Origin of the sequence: Streptomyces sp. MBT65, assembly GCF_016612545.1 — a bacterium.
Lineage (GTDB): Bacteria > Actinomycetota > Actinomycetes > Streptomycetales > Streptomycetaceae > Streptomyces.
In genome coordinates, this window is sequence record NZ_JAENRY010000001.1 from 116,625 (window position 1) to 137,554 (window position 20,930).

Consider the following 20,930-nt stretch of genomic DNA (forward strand, 5'->3'; position numbering starts at 1 on the left):
GGTCTGCTGGAGAAGTCCGGCACCGTAACCGCCTCACAATCCGAGGGACTTGGCGATGATGACCTTCATGACCTCGCTGGTCCCGGCGTAGATGCGGGTGATGCGTGCGTCCGCGTAGAGCCGGGCGATGGGGTATTCCAGCATGTAGCCATAACCGCCGAACAGTTGCAGGCAGCGGTCGACCGCACGGGCCTGCATCTCGGTGCAGAACAACTTCACCTTGGCTGCGTCGGGTCCGCTCAGTTCACCGGCGACGAGTTCGAGCACCGCCCGGTCCAGCATCGCCTGCGCCGCCTCGATCTCGGCTGCCACGGCGGCGAGTTCGAACTTCGTGTTCTGGAAGGACGCGACCGTCTTCCCGAACGCCTTGCGCTCCTTGACGTACGCGATCGTGGTGTCCAGAGCGGCCCGCGCCTGCGCGACCGAGCCGACCGCCACCGTCATCCGCTCCTGCGGGAGATTGTGGCCGAGGTAGCCGAACGCGGCGCCCTCCTCGCCGAGCCGGTTGGCGACCGGGACCCGTACGTCGTCGAAGGCCAACTCCACAGTGTCCTGCACCTTGATGCCCAGCTTGTGCAGCACCCGGCCGCGCGTGAAGCCGGGCATGCCGTCCTCGACGACCAGCAGGGTGAGCCCGGCGCGGCGGTTGTCCGGGTCGGTCGACGTCCGCGCCACGACGATGACCAGGTCGGCGAGAAGTCCGCCGGTGATGAAGGTCTTCGCACCGTTCAGGACGTACGAGTCCCCGGCGCGCACGGCCGTCGTACGGATCCCGGCGAGATCGGAGCCGGTGCCCGGCTCGGTCATCGCGACGGCCGTCAACAGCTTCCCGGAGGCGAGGCCGGGGAACCAGCGCTCACGCTGATCCCGGTCGGCGTAGGCGAGGAAGTACGGGAGAACCACGTCGAGTTGGGTGCGCACAGTCCCCAACGTCACCAGGGCGCGGGCCGCTTCCTCCTGGAGGACGACGTTGTAGCGGTAGTCGTCGAGTCCCGCACCGCCGTACTCCTCGGGGACGGCCATGCCCAACAGGCCGAGCGAGCCCAGCTGTTCGAAGATGGTGCGGGGGAGTCGGCCGGTCTCCTCCCACTCGGCGTAGTGAGGTACCACCTCCTTGCCGATGAAGTCCCGCGCTAGCCGGCGGAACGCCTCGTGGTCGTCGGTGAAGACGTCTCGGCGCACAACATCCCCTGTCAGGAAGCGAGTTCTACGACGGTGGCGTTGGCGGTGCCGCCGCCCTCACACATGGTCTGCAGTCCGTAGTGGATCCCGTGGTCCCGCATGTGGTGGATCATGCGGGTCATCAGGACGGCACCCGACGCGCCGAGCGGATGCCCGAGCGCGATGGCGCCGCCGAGCGGGTTGAGCAGGGCCGGGTCGGCGCCGGTCTCGGCCAGCCAGGCGAGCGGGATCGGCGCGAAGGCCTCGTTGACCTCGAAGACGCCCACCTCCGGCAGCCCGATGCCGGCCTTGCGCAGCACCTTCTCCGTCGCCGGTATCGGCCCGGTCAGCATGAGGACCGGATCGGAGCCGGTGACCACGCCCGCGCAGTAGCGCACGATGGGTGTCAGGCCGAGTTCGCGAGCCTTCTCCGGGGTCGTCACCAGCAGGGCTGCCGCTCCGTCGGATATCTGGGAGGAGTTGCCCGCGTGGATCACCCCGTCCTCCTGGAAGGACGGTTTCAACTTCGCGAGAGTGGCGCTGCTGGTACCGCGCCGTATGCCTTCGTCCACAGCCGCCGAGCCGGTGTCGGTCGTCACCGGCACGATCTGCGCGTCGAACGCCCCGCCGTCCCGCGCGGCAGCCGCCCGCTCGTGCGACAGCGCGGCGAACTCGTCGAGCACACCCCGACCCAGCCCCCACTTCTGTGCGATCTTCTCGGCGGAGACACCCTGGTTGAAGGAGAACCCCTCGTAACGGGCGAGCACTCGGGGGCCGTACGGCGTCCCGCCGGCCCGCGAGGCGCCGAGCGGGACCCGGCTCATCACCTCCACCCCGCCCGCCACCACGACGTCCTGCTGGCCGGACATGACCGCCTGGGCGGCGAAGTCCAGCGCCTGCTGGCTCGAACCGCAGGCCCGGTTCACCGTGGTCCCCGGGATGGTCTCGGGCCACCCCGCGGCCAGCACCGCGTAGCGGCCGATGTTGCTCGACTGGTCGCCCAACTGGCCGACGCAGCCCCACACCACGTCGTCGACGACCCCGGGATCCAGCCCCGTGCGGTCGACGAGGGCGTTCAGGACGACGGCGGAGAGGTCGGCCGCGTGCACACCGGCCAGAGCGCCGTTCCGTTTGCCCACGGCGGTGCGGACCGCTGCCACCACCACTGCCTCACGCATCACGTGTCCTGTCCTCCATTGCTTTCGGCGCCGGTGTTCTCGGAACGGCCCAGTGCCCCGTGTAGTGGGCTGGTCGCCGCTCCGTGAACGCCGCGTAAGCCTCCGGGACGTCTGTCGTGGCGAAGTTCATGGCCTGCGCCCGTGCCTCACCGGCAAGGGCCTCACGCAGGGTGCGATCGGCGTTCTCGTTGAGGAGTGCCTTGTTCTGGGCGAGGGCGACGGGCGCGCCCGCCACGAGGCGGGAGCCGAGGTCGTCCACGAAGACGTCGATCTTGTCGGAGTCCACGACCCAGGTCACCAGGTTCAGCGCGTGGGCCTCCTCGGCGTCGATCGTCTCGGCCAGCAGCACGAGCCGCTTCGCCTGCTGCAACCCCACCAGCTTCGGCAACAGCCACGAGCCCCCGCAGTCCAGGGACAGGGCACGGCGCGCGAAGATCTGCGAGAACGTGCTGTCCGGAGTGGCCACGACGAAGTCGCATCCCAGCGCCAGGTTCCAACCGGCGCCGACCGCAACGCCGTTCACCTTGGCGACGGTGGGGATCGGCAACTCGTGCAGCAGCAGCGTGACTTCGGTCAGGGTCCGCATCCGGTACAGGGGATGCTCGTCGCTGACACCCTTGCGGATGTCGGCCCCGGAGCAGAAGGCGCCGCCTGCACCGGTCAGGACCAGCGCCCGCACCGTACGGTCGCTGCCCGCCGCGGAGAGCGCCGTTCTCAGGGCGTCCCACAGTTCGGCGTCGATCGCGTTCTTGCGCTCCGGCCGGTTCAGCGTCAGCGTCCGAACACCGTCGGCGTCACTCGTGAGAAGCACCGGCGGCACGCTCATCGCACCGCTCCCTGCGACCGGAGAACCGCGATCTCCTCGTCCGCCAGCCCGAGTTCGGACAGAACGGAGTCCGTGTGCTGGCCGAGAGCGGGAATCGCGCCCATCGGCGGGTCGTACCCGGCGATGACCGGGGGCGGCAGCAGCGCCGGGACCGGACCGGACGGCGTGTCGATCTCCCGCCACCGGTCGCGGGCCTGGAGATGAGGGTGGGCGATGACGTCGCTGGTCGTGTTGTAGCGGGAGTTGCCGATCCCGGCCGCGTCCGCGCGATCCTGCACGTGGGCGAGATCGTGCCGTGCGCACCAGGCGCTGATCTCCGGCTCCAGCAGGGCCCGGTGCTCCACCCGGCCCGCGTTGCTCCGGAAGCGCGGGTCGTCCGCGAGGTCGGGCCGGCCGATCAACTCCCGTGCCAGGCGCTGCCATTCACGGTCGTTCGTCGTGCCGAGGATGACGGTGTGGCCGTCCGCGGTGCGGTGGGCGCCGTACGGTGCCACGGCGGGCGAGCTCAAGCCGAGCGGCTGCTGCTCGATGCCGGAGTGCTGGGTGTAGATGAGCGGGTAGCCCATCAGTTCCGTCATCGTGTCGAAGAGGCTCACCGCGACGGACGAGACGCCCGGCCCGACTCCGCGCCCCTTGCCGCACAGCAGCGCGACGACGGACAGGGCGGCGTACAGGCCGCTGCACACGTCGGCCATCGGCGGTCCCGGTTTGGCCGGTGCTCCGGGGTGGCCGGTCACCGAGCAGGCGCCCGACTCGGCCTGGACGAGGAGGTCGTAGGCGCGCTTGTGGGAGAGGGGGCCGCCTGGGCCGTAGCCGTCGATCTCGACGGCGATGAGACCGGGGTGACGGGTCCTCAAGTCGGTGGGGGAGAGGGCGAGTTTGGCCGTGGTGCCGGGTGTGAGGTTGGAGACGAGGACGTCGGCGCGCTCCAGCAGGCGGTGCAGGACGCCCATGCCGCCGGGTGTCTTCAGGTTCAGGGCCACCGACTCCTTGCCCCGGTTGACCCAGACGAAGTGCGCGCCGAGGCCCTTGACGACGTCGTCGTAGTGGCGGGCGAAGTCGCCGCCCTGGGGGTTCTCCACCTTGATCACGCGGGCGCCGAAGTCGCCGAGCGTGCGGGTGCACATGGGAGCGGAGATCGCCTGCTCCAACGCGACCACGGTGATTCCGGTCAGCGGCCCGGTGGTTGTCGTCATCTCGGAGGGCGCCATCTCAGAACGCGTCGTCGTGGATCGCGGCCGTGAACCGTGCGCGGAGTTCGTCCTTCAGTACCTTCTGGCTCGCGTTGCGCGGGAGGTGGTCGACGAAGCGGACGTGCCGGGGGACCTTGAAGTTCGCCATGTTCTCGCGGGACCAGGCGATGACCTCGGCCTCGGTCGGTGTCCGGTCCGGTGGTGCGACCACGTAGGCGCAGCCGACCTCGCCGAGCCGTTCGTCGGGAACCCCGATCACGGCGACCTGTTGGACGCTCTCGCAGCCGAGAAGCAGCTTCTCTATCTCGGCCGGATAGGCGTTGAAGCCGCCGACGATGTACAGCTCCTTCTTGCGGTCGACGATCGCGAGGTTGCCGTCGTCGTCGAGCCGCCCGATGTCCCCGGTGTGCAGCCAGCCCTCGCCGTCGATGGTCGCCGCGGTGGCGTCGGGGTCGTCCCAGTAGCCGCGGGTGACGTTGAAGCCGCGGACGAGGATCTCGCCGTCGAGGCCGATCGGGACGTCGAGCCCGTCGGCGGCGACGATCCGGACCTGGACACCGGGAATGGCGCTTCCGGTGGTGTGCGCGACGGTCTCCTCGGAGTCCCCGACGCGCGTCGTGGTGACCAGCGCCGTCGACTCGGTCAGGCCGTAGGCGCTCATCACGATGTCGAACGACAACTCCGTCTTCATGGCGCGGATCAGCGATTCCGGAATCGTCGTGCCGCCGGTCATGGAGACCCGCAGCGACGACAGGTCGTGCGTGGCCCGGTCCGGGTGGTTGACCAGGTCGTGGAAGATCGTCGGCGGCCCGAGCAGAATGCTCACCCCCTCCCGCGCGATGAGGTCCAGCGCGCGGCCGGCGTCGAAGACGGGCATGGGAATGACGGTCACGCCGTGCATGAGCGAGGCCAGCCATCCCGCCTTGTATCCGAAGCAGTGGAAGAACGGCGGGATCACCAGGAAGGTGTCGGAGGGCCGGAACGTGTACTCCTCGGCCATCCACCCGTAGGCGCGCAGGGACTGGCCGTGGGTGAGCATCACGCCCTTGGGGTGGCCGGTCGTGCCGGACGTGAACATCACGTCGGACACGTCGTCCGGCGTCAACCGGTCTATCGACGCATGGGCGGCGGACGGCGAAACGCCCTCTCCGGCGCGGAGAAAGTCGTTCCAGGTCAGTTCGGCGCTGCCCTGCGGGCCGAGGACGGACACCGTCTTCCGCAGGGCCGGCAGTCCGGAGTCGGCCTTGCGCAGTTCGCCGATGTAGTCGTTGCCGAGGAAGGGCGAGGCGAACACGGCCGCCGCCTCCGACTTCCGCAGGATGTAGGAGATCTCCTGCGCCTTGAACCGCGTGTTGAGCGGAACCAGCACGCCCCCCGCGCCGTGGATGCCCAGCGCGGCGAAAATCCACTCCGCCGAGTTGGGGGCGCACAGCCCGACCCGGTCCCCCGGCTCGACGCCGAGCGCGATGGCGGCGCGGACCGAATCGACCATCTGCCCGGCCAGCTCCTGGAACGTCCAGCGGCGGTCACCGTCGATCAGCGCCGTGGCGTCCCCGAAGCGACGGGCCGCCAGCCTGATGACATTGGGGATGCTCAGGAATTCGTCGTCGTAGCGCATCAGTTGGCTCCAGGGCTAACCGTTCGAGGGCAGATGCAGGATCCGCTTGGCGATGATGTTCCGCTGGATCTGGGAGGTGCCGCCGTAGACGGAGGCCGCACGGGAGTAGAGGTAGTCCCCGAACAACTCGCCTCCCTCACCGGCGAGTTCGTCCGGGAACACCTCAAGTGCCGTGTCGTAGAGCCGCTGTTCGGTCCTCGTCATCAGCAGTTTGTCCACGGACGACTCCGGTCCCGCGACCTGCCCGGCGAGGCGTTCGGCGGTGCGGCGGCGGGCGTGCGCCACCAGGACCTCGTAGTCCACGACACACCGGCCGATCCGGGACAACAGCCCGTCGGGCAGGCCGCCGTGCCGCTCGGCGGCGTGGCGCCGCAGCCGTTCGACGAGCAGCCCGTACTTCGAGATGTGCCCGGTGTCGAGGGCGTTGCGCTCGTACGACACCGTCGTCATCGCCAGCGCCCAACCGACGCCCTCGGCGCCGACGCGCTCCGACTCCTCGACGCGGACGTCGTCCAGGAACAGCTCGCAGAACTCGTCGTCGCCGTTGGCCGCGCGCAGCGGTCGTACCGTCACGCCCGGCCGGTCCAGCGGCAGAACGAACGCCGAGATCGACTTGTGGGCCGGTGCCGCGCGGTCGGTACGGGCCAGCAGCAGACACAGGCCGGAGTACTGGGCGTAGCTCGTCCAGAGCTTCTGACCACGCACCGTGTAGAAGCCGTCGTGCCGCTCGGCGAAGGTGCTCATGCCCGCCAGGTCCGAACCGGCACCCGGCTCGCTGAAGCCCTGGCACCACACCTCGTCGCCCGCCAACATCCTTGGCAGGAACCGCAGTCGCTGCTCCTCGGAGCCGAACTCCAGCAGCGCGTGGGCGAGATAGCCGATCCGGGGGACGCCCGGGGCCCGGCAGGCGCCCAGTTCGTCGCTGATCGCCACCTGGTGCAGTGCGGTCAGCCCCCGGCCGCCGTAGGGCTCCGGGACGTCGAGGCCGACCCAGCCGCCCGAGTGCAGCAGCCGATGCCAGCGGCGCAGGAAGACCGGTACCGGTTCGCCCGACTGCCGCTCGGGGAGCGGGTGTTCGGCCAGCCAGGCACGGAACTCCCGCCGCAGCCGGTCGAGATCGGCCGGATCGCCGAAGTCCAGCGGGGTGTCGGTCATCGCGTCACCTCCGGTACGGCCAGTGCGGGCAGCAGGTCGGCCGTCGTCGCGAGCAGCGTCGCGCCCAGCCGCACCTTGCGCAGATACAGGTGCGCGGTGTGCTCCCACGTCTGCGCGATACCGCCGAAGACCTGCATCCCGGCGTAAATCGCCTCCAGCGCCGAGGAGTTGACCTCCGCCTTCGCGACCCGCGCCGCCGCCAGGGCCCGTTCCGGGGGTACGTTGTCGAGACACCAGGCCGCGTAGCGCGTGACGCTCGTGCACGCCTCCACCAGGACCGTCGCATCCGCGAGGAGATGCTGTACGGCCTGGAAGGAGCCGATCGGCTGTCCGTACTGGCGGCGGACGCCGGCGTATGCGACCGCCTGCTCCACGAACGAGCCCGCCGCGCCGACGAGTTCGGCGGTCACGACGACAAGGGCGTAGGCCTGCCAGCGGAGTCGGTCGGGTGGGGTGAGACGGCCGATGACCTCGACGGGGGCGTCCGACGGCACCGAACGCACCGCGCGCACGAGGTCCGTGCTCGGTGCCGCCGGGCCCAACTCGACCCGGCCGACCGTCCCTTCGACGGTGACGCCGAGCGCGCTGTCGGCGCCCTCACAGTCCCAGGCGACGAGATCCGCCAACGCCTGCCCGGGGAAGCGGAGTTCGCGGGTGAGCGCGATGGTGGGGGCCGCGCGGGTGTCGGGCTCGGCGCCGAGGAGACGGAGCAGCTCGGGAGCCAGCAGGACCGTGCCGAGCAGCGAGGTCGTGAGCGGGCGGCGGCCGTGCTCCTCCGCGAGCAGCGCGCACTCCTGTGCGGTCGCCGCCGGGGGAGAGGTGCGCCGTAGATCTGCCAAACCCACTTCGTCCAGGGCCTGTTGGGCGGACGAACGGGACGACGGTTTCACCTCGTCCGCCGAGGTCACGCCGAACCGGGTGGCGAGTGAGCGCACCATGTCGCGGACCAGGACGAACTCCTCGCGGTCCACGCTCAGCGCTCCTCAGGGGGGTTCGCGCGCCGTTCGGCGCGGGAGGCGAGTTCGGTGATGATGCGGATGTGGTCCGGGCTGGTCATCGTGGCCCGTTCGGCCATCAGCGCCGCTTCCATGCCGCCCCGCGACACCTGCTCGACGACCGCGGCGAGGGCCAGCTTGGTGGCGCGCAGGGCCTCGGCGGGCTGTGCCGCGAGCCGGTGGGCCAGGGCGAGCGCCTCGCGCATCAGGTTGTCGGGCGCCACCGTGCGGTTGGCGAGGCCGAGTTCGACCGCCTTGGGGGCGGGGATACGGTCCCCGGTGTAGAGGTACTCCTTCACGCGCAGCAGGCTGGTGAGCATCGGCCACAGGGTGACCCCGCCGTCGCCGGCCACCAGGCCGACCGAGATGTGCGGGTCCGCGAAGTAGGCGTCCTCCGCGATCAGTACCAGGTCGCAGGCGAGGGCGAGGCTGCAACCCAGGCCCACCGCCGGGCCGTTGACTGCGGCGATCACGGGCAGCGGGAAGCGGATCATCTCGGTCTGGATGGTGCGGTCGAGGCGGATGGACCGCTCCCGCAGCTCCGGGTCGGTGTGGTGCCGTAGGAGATGGTCGAAGTCGCCGCCCGCGCTGAACGCCCGTCCCGCGCCCGTGAGGACGACGGCCCGGGCCAACGCGTCGTCCGCGAGCTCGCGCCACACCTCCGACAGACGTCGGTGCAGTTCCTCGGACACGCCGTTCAGCCGGTCGGGGCGGTTCAGGGTGACGATGCGGACGTCTCCGTCGGCGGCCACGGTCAGCACGGGACTCACCTTGCTCATACCGCGATGGTATTAAAGGTCAGACCGAAACTGTCAATGGTGTTGCACGAAGAAGAGAATCATATTCTCGTTTACGGGTGGGTCAGTTCTCGGGATCGGTGAGCTCCACGCCGTCCCGGTGGTCCACCTCGGCCGCGGCGCGGGCGAAGCCGCACACGTGGCGGGTCATGCGGCGGGCCGCGGCCTCGCTGTCGCGGTCCCGGATGGCCTCGGTGATCCGGGCGTGGGCGCGGGCGGTGAGCTTGCGGATGTCCGCGTCCATGAACTGCTCGATGTCGGTGGCCGCGTGGATCGACTGGGAGAGAGCGCTCATGAACCCGATGAGAAGCTCGTTCTCACCCGCCCTCGCCACCGCGTTGTGCCAGCGGATGTTGGCGCGCAGGAAACGCTGGATGTCCTCGTCCGCGGCGACGAGGTCCGTGTGGGCGTCGTCCAGCTCCGCGAGGTCGGCGTCCGTGCGGCGCCTGGCCGCCAGTGCCGCGCACGCGGGCTCGATCGCCTCCCGGGTCTCGTGCAGGTCCTCCAGCCGGATCCGCTGCCCCCGGATCACCAACCGCACGGTGTCGGCGAGCGATTCGCGCCCCGGCCGGTGCACGAAGGCGCCGCCCCCGCGCCCCGGCCTGATCTCCAGCAGCCGTTCGACCTCCAGGACGCGCAGCGCCTCGCGCACCGTCGCCCGGCTCAGCCCCGTCTGCTCCACCAACTGCCGTTCCGGCGGCAGCGCCGTGCCCTCCGTGAACTCCCCGGAGAGGATCCGCTCCCGCACCTCCGCCGCCAGTACGTCCGAGGCCTTCGGGACGGTGAGCGTGTCGAAACGCGGGCGGGGTCCACCGGCCGCCGCGCGCCCCCGGACGGTGCGAGAAGGGTGTTCGGCGCTCTGCACAGGTTCAGGCCTCTCGTCGAAAGCCGCGCTCTTCGGCCTCTTTGGCTGAACCATTCAACACAGGACGCGCGCCGGGTGCCACCGGGTATCTCCGAGGATGCCCCGGCCTTCAGGATCGCCGTCGGGGCGATTCGGCGTCAGCAATGGCGGCGTCGCGCTCACCCTCCAGCCGATAGATGATCTCGGAGTTGAGAGACCTGCGGGCGGACTTGGCCTGAGCGGTGAGCCACTGGTGCAGTTCCGTGGGGAGCCTGAGCGTGATCTTTGTTTCTTCAATCATGCCCCTAGCGTAGTGGTAGCCTGGTGGCATGACGACCCTGAAGGAAGCCGTGGATGCTGGACGTGCCCGGTACACTTACCGGCTCCGCGTGTCGTCGACCGCCCGAACGGCCCTTGAGGCGGAGTGGGCGCGCTGCCGGTGGATCTGGAACGAGTGCTGCGCCCGATCGAAGAAGGCGTACGCCGACGAGGAGAAGTGCGGCCCGGCCCGTCTCGACAAGATGCTGACCGAAGCCCGCACCGCGAACGCCTGGCTGCGCGAAGGCAGCTCGGTGCCGCAACAGCAGACGATCCGCGACTTCGCCAAGTCCCGCGCCAAGGCCCTCAAGGACATCAAGGCACGGCTGCCGCAGCACCAGCGGGCCGGGATGCCGAAGTGTAAGAAGAAGCGCGTGGCCGACCCGACGCTGAACTACACGCAGCGCGGGTTCCGACTCAAAGACGGCCGCCTGCATCTCGCGGGCGGGATCGTGCTGAGTGTGGTGTGGTCGCGGGACCTGCCCAAGCCGCCGTCCTCCGTCCGCGTCTACCGCGACAGTCTTGGCCACTGGTACGCCTCGTTCGTCGTGGCGACCACCACCGAGGCCCTTCCCGCCACCGGCCGTGTGATCGGCATCGACTGGGGAGTGAAGGAAACCGCGACCACCACCAGCGACGCCCACGACCTCCCGCATCCCCACCACGGCAAGACCGCCACCACCCGTCTCGCCCGTTACCAGAAGCAGATGGCCCGCCGCTGTGCCTCCCGAGGCAAGCCGCAGTCCAAGGGCTACCGGCAGGCACAGGCCCAGGCCGCGAAGGTCCACAAGAAGGCCGCCCGGCAACGGCAGGACACCGCCCGCAAGCGGGCCAAAACCATAGTCCGCGACTTCGACCAGCTCGCGATCGAGGACTTCCACCCGAAGTTCCTGGCGAAGTCCACGATGGCCCGCAAGGCGGCGGACGCCGCGATCGGCACGACCAAGACGGCCTTGCTGGACATGAGCCGCAAGCACGGCCGGACCGTGCACCTCGTACACCCCGCGCACACCACCATGGACTGCGCACAGTGCGGAGCGAGAACCAAGCACGCACTTCCTCTTTCAGAACGTACCTACACCTGCACCGCGTGCGGAACCGCGTCCCCCAGGGACAAGAACTCCGCCCGCGTGATGCTTGTCCGGGCTGGTCTCAACCCGGCTGGTGCTGATCGTGTAAGAGCTGCCGGATCGCCGGTCCGCAGCCGACGTGAGCCAGGAATCCCCCCACTGGGCGGGGGAGGTTTCAAATCACCATGCCGCCGTCCACCGGCAGCACCTGCCCGGTGATGAAGGAGGCCGCGTCCGAGGCGAGGAACACGAAACTGCCCGCGATCTCCGCCGGCTCGGCCCACCGGCCCAGCGGGATCCGGGCCAGCATCCGGGCCGAGAACCTCTCGTCGGTGCGGATGGTCTCCGTCATGGGCGTGGCGGCCAGCGGGGCGAGCGCGTTGACCAGCACCCTCCGGCGCGCCAGTTCGCGGGCCAGCGACTTCGTCAGCCCGATGATCCCGGCTTTCGCGGCCGAGTAGTTGACCTGCCCGAGCGTGCCGACCAGGCCCGCCGACGACGTGACGTTGATGATCCGCCCCGTGCCGTCGTCCGGCAGGAACGGCAGCGCGGCCTGCGAGCAGTGGAAGGTACCCATCACATGGATGTCGAGGACCCGCCGGAACGCTTCCTCCTCCAGCTTGTCGAACATGGCCGGCGCGATGACCCCGGCGTTGTTGACGAGGATGTGCAGCGTCCCGCCGGCGAGCGCAGCCGCGCGCGCCACGGCCGTGTCGGCGGCCGACCGGTCCCGTACGTCGAGTGCTGCACTGTCCGCCGTGAGTCCCGCGGCGTCGATCTTCCCGGCGACGGCCGCGGCGGCCGACTCGTCGACGTCGGTCACCAGCACCGCGGCACCCGCGCGCGCCAGCGCCTCGGCGACCGCGGAACCGATGCCGCCCCCGGCGCCGGTGACCAGCGCCGACCGGCCCGAGAGGTCGAACAGCCCTGCGCTGTCGGTCATTCAGTAGCTCCTCGGGAGTCCCAGCGTGTGTGATCCCAGGTAGTTCAGGATCATTTCCTGACTGATCGGTGCGATCCGCATGAGGCGGGCCTCGCGGAAGTAGCGCGACACGCCGTACTCCTCGGCGTAGCCCATGCCGCCGTGGGTCTGCAGGGCCCGGTCGGCGGCCGTGAACCCGGCGTCGGCGCACAGGTACTTGGCGGTGTTCGCCTCCCGCCCGCAGGGCCTCCCGTTGTCGTACAGCCACGTCGCTTTGCGCAGCACGAGTTCGGCGGCGTCGAGATGGGCCAGGGAGTCCGCGAGCGGGAACTGGATGCCCTGGTTCATGCCGATCGGACGGCCGAAGACGACCCGCTCCTTGGCGTACCGCACCGCCTTGTCGAGCGAGGCCCGGCCGATGCCGAGAGCCTCCGCCGCGATCAGCATGCGCTCCGGGTTGAGGCCGTCGAGGAGGTAGCGGAAGCCCTGGCCCTCCTCGCCGACGCGGTCCTCGACGGGGATACGAAGGTCGTCGATGAAGAGTTCGTTCGAGGTGACGGCGTTGCGGCCCATCTTCGGGATCGGGCGCACGTCGATCCGGTCGCGGTCGATGTCCGTCAGGAACAGGGTCATCCCGTCTGTCTTCTTGACGACCTCGTCCGCCTTGCTGGTCCGGGTCAGGAGAAGGATCTTCTCCGACTCCATCGCCTTCGAGATCCAGACCTTGCGGCCGCTCGCGACGTAGTGGTCGCCGTCGCGCCGCGCGTACGTCGTGATGCTCGCGGTGTCGAGTCCGGCGCCCGGTTCGGTGACGCCGAAACAGACGTGCAGGTCGCCGCTCGCGATCCGGGGGAGCGTGCGGCGCTTCAGCTCCTCGGAGCCGTGCACCACCACCGGATGCATGCCGAAGATGGAGAGATGGATCGCGCTGGCCGCGTTCATGCCGCCGCCCGACCGCGCCACCTCTTCGAGCAGCAGGCTGGCCTCGGTGATGCCGAGGCCGTGGCCGCCGTACGCCTCCGGGATCGTGATCCCGAGCCAGCCGCCGGCCGCGACGGTGTCGTAGAACTCCGTCGGAAACTCGTGCGCCTGGTCCTTCGCCATCCAGTACTGGTCGTCGAAGTCGCGCAGCAGTCCGGCGACGGACTTGCGGATCGTTTCCTGGTCCTCGGTCAGTTCGAAGTCCATGCACGGGACCCTTCTCCGGTTCCGAATGCGAAACATATCAAAGGTCAGACCGAAGCAGTAGGGGACCGATAAAGGCCTACCGTCGAGTAATATCGCGCGGCAGGCCATCGGAGGAGGAACCGTGTCACGGTCCGAACGCTCATCGCTGCTGCTCGCCGGTCTGTTGGCGACTGCGGGGGTCGCCCACCTCGCCTCGCCGAGACAGTTCGACAAGACGATCCCGAGCGTCCTGCCGGGCAGGCCCCGCACCTGGACGTACGCGAGCGGTGTCGTCGAGCTGGCGCTGGCCGCGGGGATCGCGGCACCGCGCACCCGGCGAACGGCCGCGCTCGCCGCTGCGGGCTTCTTCGTGGGGGTGTTCCCCGCCAACGTGAAGATGGCGCTGGACTGGCGGGACCGCCCCACCCCGCAGAAAGCCGCGGCCCTCGGGCGACTGCCCCTGCAAGTACCCCTCGTACTGTGGGCCCGTAGTGTCGCGAAGAATGGGGAGGGACAGTCATGAGCGGTCGCCTGAACGTCGGTGACAAGGTCGAGGACTTCACGCTGCCGGACGAGACCGGCGCCGAGCGCAGCCTCACGGAACTGCTCGCCGAGGGACCGGTGGTGCTGTTCTTCTACCCGGCCGCCCTGTCGGCCGGCTGCACCGCCGAGGCCTGCCACTTCCGTGATCTGGGCGCCGAGTTCGCGGCGGTCGGCGCGCGGCCCGTCGGCGTCAGCGGTGACACGGTCGACAAGCAGCAGGAGTTCGCCGGGAAGCACACCCTCGGCATGCCGCTCCTCTCGGACGCCGACGGGACGATCCGCGAGCGGTTCGGGGTGAAGCGCGGATTCTCGCTCGCGCCCACGAAGAGGGCCACTTTCGTCATCGGAGAGGACCGCGCGATCCTGGAGGTCGTCTCCAGCGAACTGCGGATGAACACCCACGCCGACCGCGCCCTGGCCGCACTCCGCGCCCACCGGACCTGACCCAAGGGCGGCAAATGCCCTATCGCGGTTGATGCCACGCGGTAAAGGGACCATCCTGGACGATATGGAGCAGGCCTCCGCCACGGCGGTCATCAATGCCCGAGGCATCGTGACGGGGTGGAGCGACGGTGCCCGGACACTGACGGGATACCCGGCCCAGGAGGCCGTGGGCCGGTCGGTGGCGGCACTGCTCGCCGAACCCCCCTCGACCACGGCCATGACCGCTCTGACGGGCACACTGGTCCTACGGCACCGGGACGGAACCCCGCTCCGGCTCACCGCGCGGGCCTGCCCGCTGCTCGGCAGCGACGGCGCACCCGCCGGATACGTCATCACCGCCGAACCGCCCGCCGCTCCCACGCTGGCGGAGCAGGCCTTCCAGCAGGCGTCGATGTCGCTCTCCGTCTTCGACACCCAGCAGCGCTACCTCCGCCTCAACGGCGTCGCCTGCCGGGTGATGGGCGTGCCCGAGGATGTCCTGATCGGCCGGTTCTTCCCGGAGAGCGTCGAGGACGCCGAGCACAGCCGGAGCTTCCTGCACAACCTGCGGCTGGTCGCCGAGACGGGCAGGCCGGTCCGCTACAACAGCTGGGCGGGCGCTCCCGCCCTGAACAGGGAGCACGCCTGGAGCATCGAGATGTGGCCCGTCAAGGACGACTCCGACGAGGTGACCGCAGTCGCCCTCGCGGCGTTCGACAGCACCGAGCAGTACCTCGCCCAACAGCGGCTGGCCCTGCTGAACGAGGCGGCGGCCGGCATCGGCACCACCCTCGACGTGGTCCGCACCGCCGAGGAACTGGTGGAACTGCTGGTCCCGCGCTACGCCGACTTCGCCAGCGTCGACCTGCTGCCGTGGGTGCTCGGCGCGGAAGAACCACCACCGGACCTGGACGAGGAGATCGTGCTGCGGCGGGTCGCCCACGGCTCCGTCGAAGAGGGCACACCGGGCGCCGCCGTGCACTTGGGACAAGCGGACACCCACCCACCGTCCTCGCCACCCGTGCGCGCCCTGCGTGAGGGACGGGCGGTACGCAGCCAGGCCGGCGAACCCGACTTCGTGCGCTGGATCGAGGACCGCAACACGCGTTCCCCTGAAGGCCGTTCGCACCGCGAGGGCGTCCACTCGATGATCGCGGTGCCGCTGCGGGCACGCGGCACCACACTCGGCGTCGCGGTGGGCGTCCGGATGGCCCACCCGGACGACTACGCGGCCGACGACGCCGTACTGGCCGAGGAGTTGGCCAGCCGGGCCGCCGTCTGCATCGACAACGCGCGCCGCTTCGCCCGCGAGCGCTCCACCGCGCTCGCCCTCCAACACAGCCTGCTGCCACGGGACTTGCCCGGGCAGGCGGCGGTCGAGGTGGCCCACCGCTATCTGCCCTCCGGGTCGCTCGCGGGCATCGGTGGCGACTGGTTCGACGTGATCCCGCTGTCCGGCAGCCGGGTCGCCCTGGTCGTCGGTGACGTCGTCGGACACGGCATCGCGTCCTCGGCGACCATGGGCCGCTTGTGCACGGCCGTCCGCACGCTCGCCGACGTGGACCTGCCGCCCGACGAACTCCTCACCCACCTCGACGACTTGGTCACCCACCTCGCGACGGACGACACCGGCGACGAGGTCGCGGAACTCGGCGCCACCTGTCTCTACGCCGTCTACGACCCGGTCTCGCGCCGCCTCACCATGGCAGCCGCCGGACATCCACCGCCGGCCGTCGTGCTGCCCGACGGGACCGCGAGCCTCGTCCCGATGGCCGCGGGACCACCGCTCGGCGTCGGCGGACTGCCCTTCGAGGCAGTGGAGTTGGAGCTGCCCGAGGGGGCCGTCGTCGCGCTGTACACGGACGGCCTGATCGAGGACCGCGACCGCGACGTCGACCACGCGACCGCCGAACTGTGCCACGCCCTCACCGCGTCCGCCGAATCGCTGGACGCGCTGTGCGACTCGGTGCTGAAGGCCGTGATGCCGGAGGAGCCCAGCGACGACGTGGCCCTGCTGCTCGCGCGCACCCGCGCCCTGGGCGCCGACCGGGTCGCCACCTGGGACATCGAACCCGACCCCGCCCATGTGGCCGGCGCCCGGCAGGCCGCCACCGAGCAACTCACCGCCTGGGGACTGGACGAGGAGTCCTTCGTCACCGAACTCGTCGTCAGCGAACTCGTCACCAACGCCATCCGGTACGGCGAACCGCCCATCCAGCTCCGGCTGATCCGCGACCGGGCCCTCATCTGCGAGGTCTCCGACGGCAGTTCCACCTCACCGCACCTGCGCCGCGCCCACGCCTACGACGAGGGCGGACGCGGACTCCTCCTCGTCGCGCAGCTCACCCAGCGCTGGGGCAGCCGGCAGACCGACGGCGGCAAGACCATCTGGGCCGAACAGCCGCTGCCGCCGGACTGACCCGAGGACCTACTCGAAGGGGCAGCCGGGGTTCGGCGCGTCCTCCGAGAACGGCGATCCGTGCGGCAGGACGTACAGCACGTCAAGGACGAGAGGCGTGTTCCCCAGATTGCGGCCGATGTGCACGTTGCCCGAACCGGCCGGCTCCTGGATGGGGCTGCCCGCCCGGTACACGCCGTCGGAGGCGCAACTGGAGTCGAAGTGGCTGAGCGTGCCCTGCTTGACGTAGCCGTACAGCGGGCCGTCGTGGTAGTGCCAGCCGGTGGCCTGGCCGGGCGGAATGGTGATCTCCCGCAGGGTGTAGTCGGTGTCGCCGATGGTGGTCTGGCTGATCAGGCGGGCGGTGACTCCGGGCCCCGCCGGTGTCGCCTGGGCGGTGCCGCCGACCAACAGAGCGGCGGCGGCCACCGACCCGGTCACGGCGGTACGGAACGCGGTGCGCATACGAGAGCCTTCCGGTGAGATCGTGAACGTCCGCCGTGAACATAGAGGCAGGGAAGGCGAGTTGGGGGCGGAAACACGCAACTTCCACCCCCGTGACGCTCAGAATTCCTCGTGTGTCTCCGGGTCTCCGCCCAGCCGCTGCGGCATGTGGTCACAGAGGGCGGCCAGTTGGGCCGGGCCCAGCTCGAAGCCGAAGATGTCGAGGTTCGCGCGCTGGCGGTCCGGGTCCGCCGACTTGGGAATCGGGACGGCGCCGAGTTGGGTGTGCCAGCGCAGCACCACCTGACCGGGCGTCACGCCGAAGGCCTCCGCGACCGTCACGACAGTGGGGTCGTTCAGCAACTCCGAACCGCGCCCGAGAGGACTCCAACTCTCGGTGAGAACACCCTTCTCGGTATCGAAGGCGCGCAGTTCGTCCTGCGGGAACAGCGGGTGCAGCTCGATCTGGTTCACGGACGGCAGGACGCCGGTCTCCTTCTCCAACCGCTCGATATGACCGGGCGTGAAGTTGGAGACACCGATCGACCGGACGAGACCCTCCTCACGGAGTTTGATCATCGCCTTCCAGGAGTCGACGAACTTGCCGACCCGGGGCAGCGGCCAGTGGATCAGATACAGGTCCACGTACTCCACGCCGAGCCGCGCCCGGGACTCCTCGAAAGAAGCGAGGGTCTCCTCGTAACCGTGGTGGCGGCCCGGCAGCTTCGTCGTCACGAGGATCTCCTCGCGCGGTACGCCGCTTCGGGCGATGCCACGGCCGACGCCGGTCTCGTTGCGGTAGTTCGTCGCCGTGTCCACCAGGCGGTAGCCCATGCGCAACGCGCCGTCGACGGCCTCCTCGGCCGTCGCGTCGTCCATCGGCCAGGTGCCCAGGCCGATGGCAGGGATCTTCGTTCCGTCGTTGAGCGTGTGCGTCGGGATGCTGATCACGGTCGGACCTTCCCTTGACTGTGCGGTACACCCAGTATGGGCGGCCGGAACCACGGCCCGCGAGGCAGGACCGTCCGGCCGAGCGGAAAAGGCTCTGTGGCGGCCGAGTTCGGGCGCGCAGACTCGTCGTACGGAGGGGAGGACCCCTCATGTCACCGACCGACACCCCCGCACCCGTACTCGTCGACGCGCTGGGCAGCGAGCCGCGCCGCCCCGCCGCCTTCCGTGAACTGCTCCGGCGCGGTCCGGCCGCCGTGCCCGCCGTCCGCGAGGGCTTGCGCCACACGCGCCCGCTGGTGCGCGAGCAGTGCTGCAAGCTACTGGACGAGTTGCTCGTCCCGGACGTCGTGGACGAGTTGACCGCCCGGCTCGACGACCCCGACGCGCGCGTGCGGAGCGCCGCCGTGCACGCCCTGTCCTGCGACCGCTGCAAGTCGGACGCGGCGGCCTGCTTCCCGGACCGCCTCGCGCTGCTGCCCCGGGCGATCCGGCTCCTGGAGCGGGACCCGGATTCGCAGGTGCGGGCCATGGCCGTAGAACTCGTCGGCCTGTGGGTGCACAGCCGTCCGGGCGCTCTCGCGGCCCTTGCCCGCGCCCATGACGAGGACCCGTCACCGTCGGTCCGCAAGAAGGCCGGGTGGTACACGCCCGGCGGCCCCGTCCACCGCCGGACCGCCCCGAGGCCCGCGCGTGCCGTGCGGCGCTGAACCGAGTACACCCGGGAGCCCTGTCGCCCCGCGCGGTGATCGCTGTCACGATCTTCCTTGGAACCTGTACGACCTGGGTACGACCCGGAAGGGGCGACTCGGCAGGGACGACCGACCGAGCAGGTACGACGACGGAGCGCGCATGACGACGGACAGCGGTACGACGGACGAGGCGGTGCGGGTGGACGGCATGGAGGTGCGGCCCGCCGCCGGACACATCGGGGCCGAGATCACCGGTGTCGACCTGGCCGGTGACCTCGACGACGCCGTGGTCGCCGCGATCCGGGCGGCGGTGCTGCGCTGGAAGGTCGTGTTCTTCCGGGACCAACGGCTCGACCACACCGGGCATGTGGCGTTCGCGCGGCGGTTCGGGGAACCCGTCGTGCTCGGGCGGCGCGGCAGCGCCTCACCGGCCGGCTTCCCCGAGGTCGAAACCACCGCCGACCGGCTGGAGTTGGGCGGCCGGTTCGGCATGGAACACGAGGAGTGGCTGGAGCGGCGCCGGCACACACTCCTGCGCGGCTGGCACTGCGACCACGGCGCCCGCGTCGACCCGCCCGCCGCGACGATCCTGCGCGCCGAGACCGTCCCGCCGTACGGCGGCGACACCACCTGGTCGAATCTGGCCGCCGCGTACGCCGGACTCTCGCAGCCGGTGCGGGAGTTCGTGGACGGACTGCGGGCCGAGCACCGGCTCGGCGTCGGTTATCAGCCGCGGCCCGGCGACGACGCGTACGCCCGCCACCTCCTGGACCACCAGGTCGCCTCGGTGCACCCGCTGGTCCGGGTGCACCCCGAGACGGGCGAGCGGGTGCTGTTCGTCAACGGCTACTACCTGGAGCAGATCACCGACGTCTCCCGCGCGGAGAGCGCCGCGATCCTGGAGATGCTGCTGGCGCAGGCGACCCGGCCCGAGTACACGGTCCGGTTCCGCTGGGAGCCGGGCAGCGTGGCCTTCTGGGACAACCGGGCCACCATCCACCTCGCCCCCGGCGACAACGCACACCTCGGCTTCCCCAGGACCATGCACCGCGTGATGCTCACCGGCGACATACCGGTCGGCGTCGACGGCAAGCCCTCGGAGCCGATCGTCGGCACCGAGCCCGGCCGCTGGTGATACGGAGGTCAGGCGGCGGGCTGCCAGCCGAGCGCCGGACCCAGCTTCGTCGCCATGTCCGTGAGGATCTGTACGTAGTCCTCGTGCTCGAAGGTGAACGGCAGCGCGAACGCCACCTCGTCGATCTCCCTGAACGCGGCGTGCGCGCCCAGGAGTTCGGCGATCTCCGCCGAGGTGCCCACGATGTCCGGCGCGAACATCAACCGGGCCGGGCCCTGCGGTGACGTCGTACGGGGAGTGCGCTTGCGGGCGAACTCCTCGTACTTGGCGCGCTGTTCGGGAGACGCGGAGTCGGTGGGGATCACGACCAGCCCTTGGGAGACGCGGGCGGCCTCCCCGTCCGGGTGGTGGGCGCGGAACGTACGGACGTGGGAGAGCTGGATCTCCGCGAAGTCCCTTGACTCGTCCGGCCCTTCGGCCTTGACGACGCTGCTCGTCAGGAAGTTCATGCCGTGCTCGCCGGCCCACTTCGCCGAGCCCGTGCTGCCGCCGCCGTACCAGAGGCGACGGCCAAGACCGGGCGAGTGCGGCTGCACGCGGTCGGAGAACACCTCGAAACCCTCGACGCCGCTGAAGTCGGTGGCCGGCTTGCCACGCACGAAGTCCAGCAGCCGCCGCACCCGCTCGTAGCTGAAGTCCTCGACGTCGGCCGTGTCGGGGTAGAGCGCTTCCTTGAGCTGGTCGTAGTGCATCGGCGGTCCGACGCTCACGCCCGGGTTGATCCGGCCCCCGGACAGGATGTCGACGGTCGCCAGGTCCTCCGCCAGCCGCAGCGGGTTCTCCCAGCCGAGCGGGATCACCGCCGTGCCGAGTTCGATCCGGCTGGTGCGCTGCGAGGCCGCCGCCATGACCGCGACGGGGGAGGAGATGCCGTACTGGAGATGGCGGTGGCGCAGCCACGCGCTGTCGAAGCCGAGGCGCTCGCCCAGTTCGATGATCTCCAGCGTCGACTCGTGGCCCCGGCGCGGGTCGGCCTCGTCGAACAGGCCGATCGTCAGGAAGCCCAGCTTCCGCAACGGGCGTGAGGTGGGCGGCACGGGCTCCTCCGGCGGTCGTACGTCAGTTCTGTTCTGTCCCGATTGTGACAGGTGAACATTGCGGGC

Annotated in this window: 21 protein-coding genes; 6 read left to right on the forward strand and 15 right to left on the reverse strand. The window is 70.3% G+C overall.

All coding sequences use genetic code 11. The features are described 5' to 3' along the window. Positions 1-33: 33 nt before the first annotated feature. The 10 genes from JHN63_RS00615 to JHN63_RS00660 form a co-directional block, all read right to left on the reverse strand. On the reverse strand, positions 34-1,182 hold the full coding sequence (locus JHN63_RS00615; protein ID WP_200676614.1) for an acyl-CoA dehydrogenase family protein: 1,149 nt from the start codon (positions 1,180-1,182) through the stop codon (positions 34-36). Positions 1,183-1,193: 11 nt separating this feature from the next. Further along, positions 1,194-2,339 (reverse strand): acetyl-CoA C-acyltransferase, encoded by a 1,146-nt coding sequence (locus JHN63_RS00620; protein WP_200676615.1) that lies wholly within the window; start codon positions 2,337-2,339, stop codon positions 1,194-1,196. Then, entirely contained in the window at positions 2,332-3,165 is an 834-nt protein-coding gene (locus JHN63_RS00625) for an enoyl-CoA hydratase/isomerase family protein (RefSeq protein ID WP_200676616.1), read from the reverse strand. Before JHN63_RS00625 ends, JHN63_RS00620 begins: the two co-directional genes overlap by 8 nt. After that, complete coding sequence (locus JHN63_RS00630) at positions 3,162-4,361, reverse strand: CaiB/BaiF CoA-transferase family protein (protein WP_200676617.1); 1,200 nt, start codon at positions 4,359-4,361, stop codon at positions 3,162-3,164. The genes JHN63_RS00625 and JHN63_RS00630 overlap by 4 nt, the downstream gene beginning before the upstream one ends. Positions 4,362-4,377: 16 nt before the next feature. Further along, a complete protein-coding gene (locus JHN63_RS00635; RefSeq protein ID WP_200676618.1) occupies positions 4,378-5,976 on the reverse strand; it encodes a FadD3 family acyl-CoA ligase in 1,599 nt (532 codons plus the stop codon). A gap of 15 nt (positions 5,977-5,991) precedes the next feature. Next, complete coding sequence (locus JHN63_RS00640; protein ID WP_200676619.1) at positions 5,992-7,131, reverse strand: acyl-CoA dehydrogenase family protein; 1,140 nt, start codon at positions 7,129-7,131, stop codon at positions 5,992-5,994. Next, a complete protein-coding gene (locus JHN63_RS00645) occupies positions 7,128-8,102 on the reverse strand; it encodes an acyl-CoA dehydrogenase family protein (protein ID WP_200676620.1) in 975 nt (324 codons plus the stop codon). The genes JHN63_RS00640 and JHN63_RS00645 overlap by 4 nt, the downstream gene beginning before the upstream one ends. A 2-nt stretch (positions 8,103-8,104) precedes the next feature. After that, positions 8,105-8,905 carry an enoyl-CoA hydratase/isomerase family protein gene (locus JHN63_RS00650; RefSeq protein ID WP_200676621.1) on the reverse strand — a complete coding sequence of 267 codons (801 nt, stop codon included), beginning with the start codon at positions 8,903-8,905 and terminating at the stop codon, positions 8,105-8,107. An 82-nt stretch (positions 8,906-8,987) separates the two neighbouring features. Further along, complete coding sequence (locus JHN63_RS00655) at positions 8,988-9,788, reverse strand: FadR/GntR family transcriptional regulator (protein ID WP_200676622.1); 801 nt, start codon at positions 9,786-9,788, stop codon at positions 8,988-8,990. Between the two features lie 109 nt (positions 9,789-9,897). Beyond that, entirely contained in the window at positions 9,898-10,068 is a 171-nt protein-coding gene (locus JHN63_RS00660; protein WP_200676623.1) for an Arc family DNA-binding protein, read from the reverse strand. 28 nt (positions 10,069-10,096) lie between these two features. On the opposite strand from JHN63_RS00660, the gene JHN63_RS00665 reads away from it, so the two are divergent. Then, positions 10,097-11,374 (forward strand): RNA-guided endonuclease TnpB family protein, encoded by a 1,278-nt coding sequence (locus tag JHN63_RS00665; protein ID WP_200676624.1) that lies wholly within the window; start codon positions 10,097-10,099, stop codon positions 11,372-11,374. On the opposite strand, the gene JHN63_RS00670 is transcribed toward JHN63_RS00665, so the two are convergent. Together JHN63_RS00670 and JHN63_RS00675 are read right to left on the reverse strand one after the other, a co-directional pair. After that, positions 11,331-12,098, reverse strand: a complete 768-nt coding sequence (locus JHN63_RS00670) for an SDR family NAD(P)-dependent oxidoreductase (RefSeq protein WP_200676625.1) — start codon at positions 12,096-12,098, stop codon at positions 11,331-11,333. The two genes, JHN63_RS00665 and JHN63_RS00670, sit on opposite strands and share 44 nt — an antisense overlap. Continuing rightward, positions 12,099-13,265: an acyl-CoA dehydrogenase family protein gene (locus JHN63_RS00675; RefSeq protein WP_200676626.1), complete on the reverse strand. Its 1,167-nt coding sequence runs from the start codon at positions 13,263-13,265 to the stop codon at positions 12,099-12,101. Between the two features lie 121 nt (positions 13,266-13,386). On the opposite strand from JHN63_RS00675, the gene JHN63_RS00680 reads away from it, so the two are divergent. The 3 genes from JHN63_RS00680 to JHN63_RS00690 all read left to right on the forward strand — a co-directional run bounded on the left by JHN63_RS00680 (position 13,387) and on the right by JHN63_RS00690 (position 16,629). Further along, on the forward strand, positions 13,387-13,767 hold the full coding sequence (locus tag JHN63_RS00680) for a DoxX family protein (protein WP_200676627.1): 381 nt from the start codon (positions 13,387-13,389) through the stop codon (positions 13,765-13,767). Further along, positions 13,764-14,231 (forward strand): peroxiredoxin, encoded by a 468-nt coding sequence (locus tag JHN63_RS00685; RefSeq protein ID WP_307781777.1) that lies wholly within the window; start codon positions 13,764-13,766, stop codon positions 14,229-14,231. Before JHN63_RS00680 ends, JHN63_RS00685 begins: the two co-directional genes overlap by 4 nt. A 64-nt stretch (positions 14,232-14,295) precedes the next feature. Further along, positions 14,296-16,629, forward strand: coding sequence for a SpoIIE family protein phosphatase (locus tag JHN63_RS00690; protein ID WP_200676628.1), 2,334 nt, complete (start codon positions 14,296-14,298; stop codon positions 16,627-16,629). 9 nt (positions 16,630-16,638) lie between these two features. On the opposite strand, the gene JHN63_RS00695 is transcribed toward JHN63_RS00690, so the two are convergent. Together JHN63_RS00695 and JHN63_RS00700 are read right to left on the reverse strand one after the other, a co-directional pair. Next, the gene (locus JHN63_RS00695) at positions 16,639-17,073 is read right to left on the reverse strand and encodes a cupin domain-containing protein (protein WP_200676629.1); all 435 of its coding nucleotides are present in this window, start codon (positions 17,071-17,073) and stop codon (positions 16,639-16,641) included. 99 nt (positions 17,074-17,172) lie between these two features. Beyond that, on the reverse strand, positions 17,173-18,003 hold the full coding sequence (locus JHN63_RS00700) for an aldo/keto reductase (RefSeq protein ID WP_200676630.1): 831 nt from the start codon (positions 18,001-18,003) through the stop codon (positions 17,173-17,175). A 149-nt stretch (positions 18,004-18,152) separates the two neighbouring features. On the opposite strand from JHN63_RS00700, the gene JHN63_RS00705 reads away from it, so the two are divergent. Together JHN63_RS00705 and JHN63_RS00710 are read left to right on the forward strand one after the other, a co-directional pair. Then, positions 18,153-18,710, forward strand: coding sequence for a HEAT repeat domain-containing protein (locus tag JHN63_RS00705; protein WP_200676631.1), 558 nt, complete (start codon positions 18,153-18,155; stop codon positions 18,708-18,710). A 142-nt stretch (positions 18,711-18,852) separates the two neighbouring features. Then, positions 18,853-19,827, forward strand: a complete 975-nt coding sequence (locus tag JHN63_RS00710) for a TauD/TfdA family dioxygenase (protein ID WP_200676632.1) — start codon at positions 18,853-18,855, stop codon at positions 19,825-19,827. A gap of 8 nt (positions 19,828-19,835) precedes the next feature. Here the strand turns inward: JHN63_RS00710 and JHN63_RS00715 are convergent, their stop codons facing one another. After that, a complete protein-coding gene (locus JHN63_RS00715) occupies positions 19,836-20,864 on the reverse strand; it encodes an LLM class flavin-dependent oxidoreductase (protein WP_200676633.1) in 1,029 nt (342 codons plus the stop codon). Between the last annotated feature and the right edge of the window lie 66 nt (positions 20,865-20,930).

Excerpts from the sequence above, each read along its gene's own strand:
- JHN63_RS00620 (WP_200676615.1), bottom strand. The coding sequence starts at position 2,339 with ATGCGTGAGGCAGTGGTGGTGGCAGCGGTCCGCACCGCCGTGGGCAAA.
- JHN63_RS00625 (WP_200676616.1), bottom strand. The coding sequence starts at position 3,165 with ATGAGCGTGCCGCCGGTGCTTCTCACGAGTGACGCCGACGGTGTTCGG.
- JHN63_RS00630 (WP_200676617.1), bottom strand. The coding sequence starts at position 4,361 with ATGACGACAACCACCGGGCCGCTGACCGGAATCACCGTGGTCGCGTTG.
- JHN63_RS00635 (WP_200676618.1), bottom strand. The coding sequence starts at position 5,976 with ATGCGCTACGACGACGAATTCCTGAGCATCCCCAATGTCATCAGGCTG.
- JHN63_RS00640 (WP_200676619.1), bottom strand. The coding sequence starts at position 7,131 with ATGACCGACACCCCGCTGGACTTCGGCGATCCGGCCGATCTCGACCGG.
- JHN63_RS00650 (WP_200676621.1), bottom strand. The coding sequence starts at position 8,905 with ATGAGCAAGGTGAGTCCCGTGCTGACCGTGGCCGCCGACGGAGACGTC.
- JHN63_RS00660 (WP_200676623.1), bottom strand. The coding sequence starts at position 10,068 with ATGATTGAAGAAACAAAGATCACGCTCAGGCTCCCCACGGAACTGCAC.
- JHN63_RS00665 (WP_200676624.1), top strand. The coding sequence starts at position 10,097 with ATGACGACCCTGAAGGAAGCCGTGGATGCTGGACGTGCCCGGTACACT.
- JHN63_RS00670 (WP_200676625.1), bottom strand. The coding sequence starts at position 12,098 with ATGACCGACAGCGCAGGGCTGTTCGACCTCTCGGGCCGGTCGGCGCTG.
- JHN63_RS00675 (WP_200676626.1), bottom strand. The coding sequence starts at position 13,265 with ATGGACTTCGAACTGACCGAGGACCAGGAAACGATCCGCAAGTCCGTC.
- JHN63_RS00685 (WP_307781777.1), top strand. The coding sequence starts at position 13,764 with ATGAGCGGTCGCCTGAACGTCGGTGACAAGGTCGAGGACTTCACGCTG.
- JHN63_RS00690 (WP_200676628.1), top strand. The coding sequence starts at position 14,296 with ATGGAGCAGGCCTCCGCCACGGCGGTCATCAATGCCCGAGGCATCGTG.
- JHN63_RS00695 (WP_200676629.1), bottom strand. The coding sequence starts at position 17,073 with ATGCGCACCGCGTTCCGTACCGCCGTGACCGGGTCGGTGGCCGCCGCC.
- JHN63_RS00705 (WP_200676631.1), top strand. The coding sequence starts at position 18,153 with ATGTCACCGACCGACACCCCCGCACCCGTACTCGTCGACGCGCTGGGC.
- JHN63_RS00710 (WP_200676632.1), top strand. The coding sequence starts at position 18,853 with ATGACGACGGACAGCGGTACGACGGACGAGGCGGTGCGGGTGGACGGC.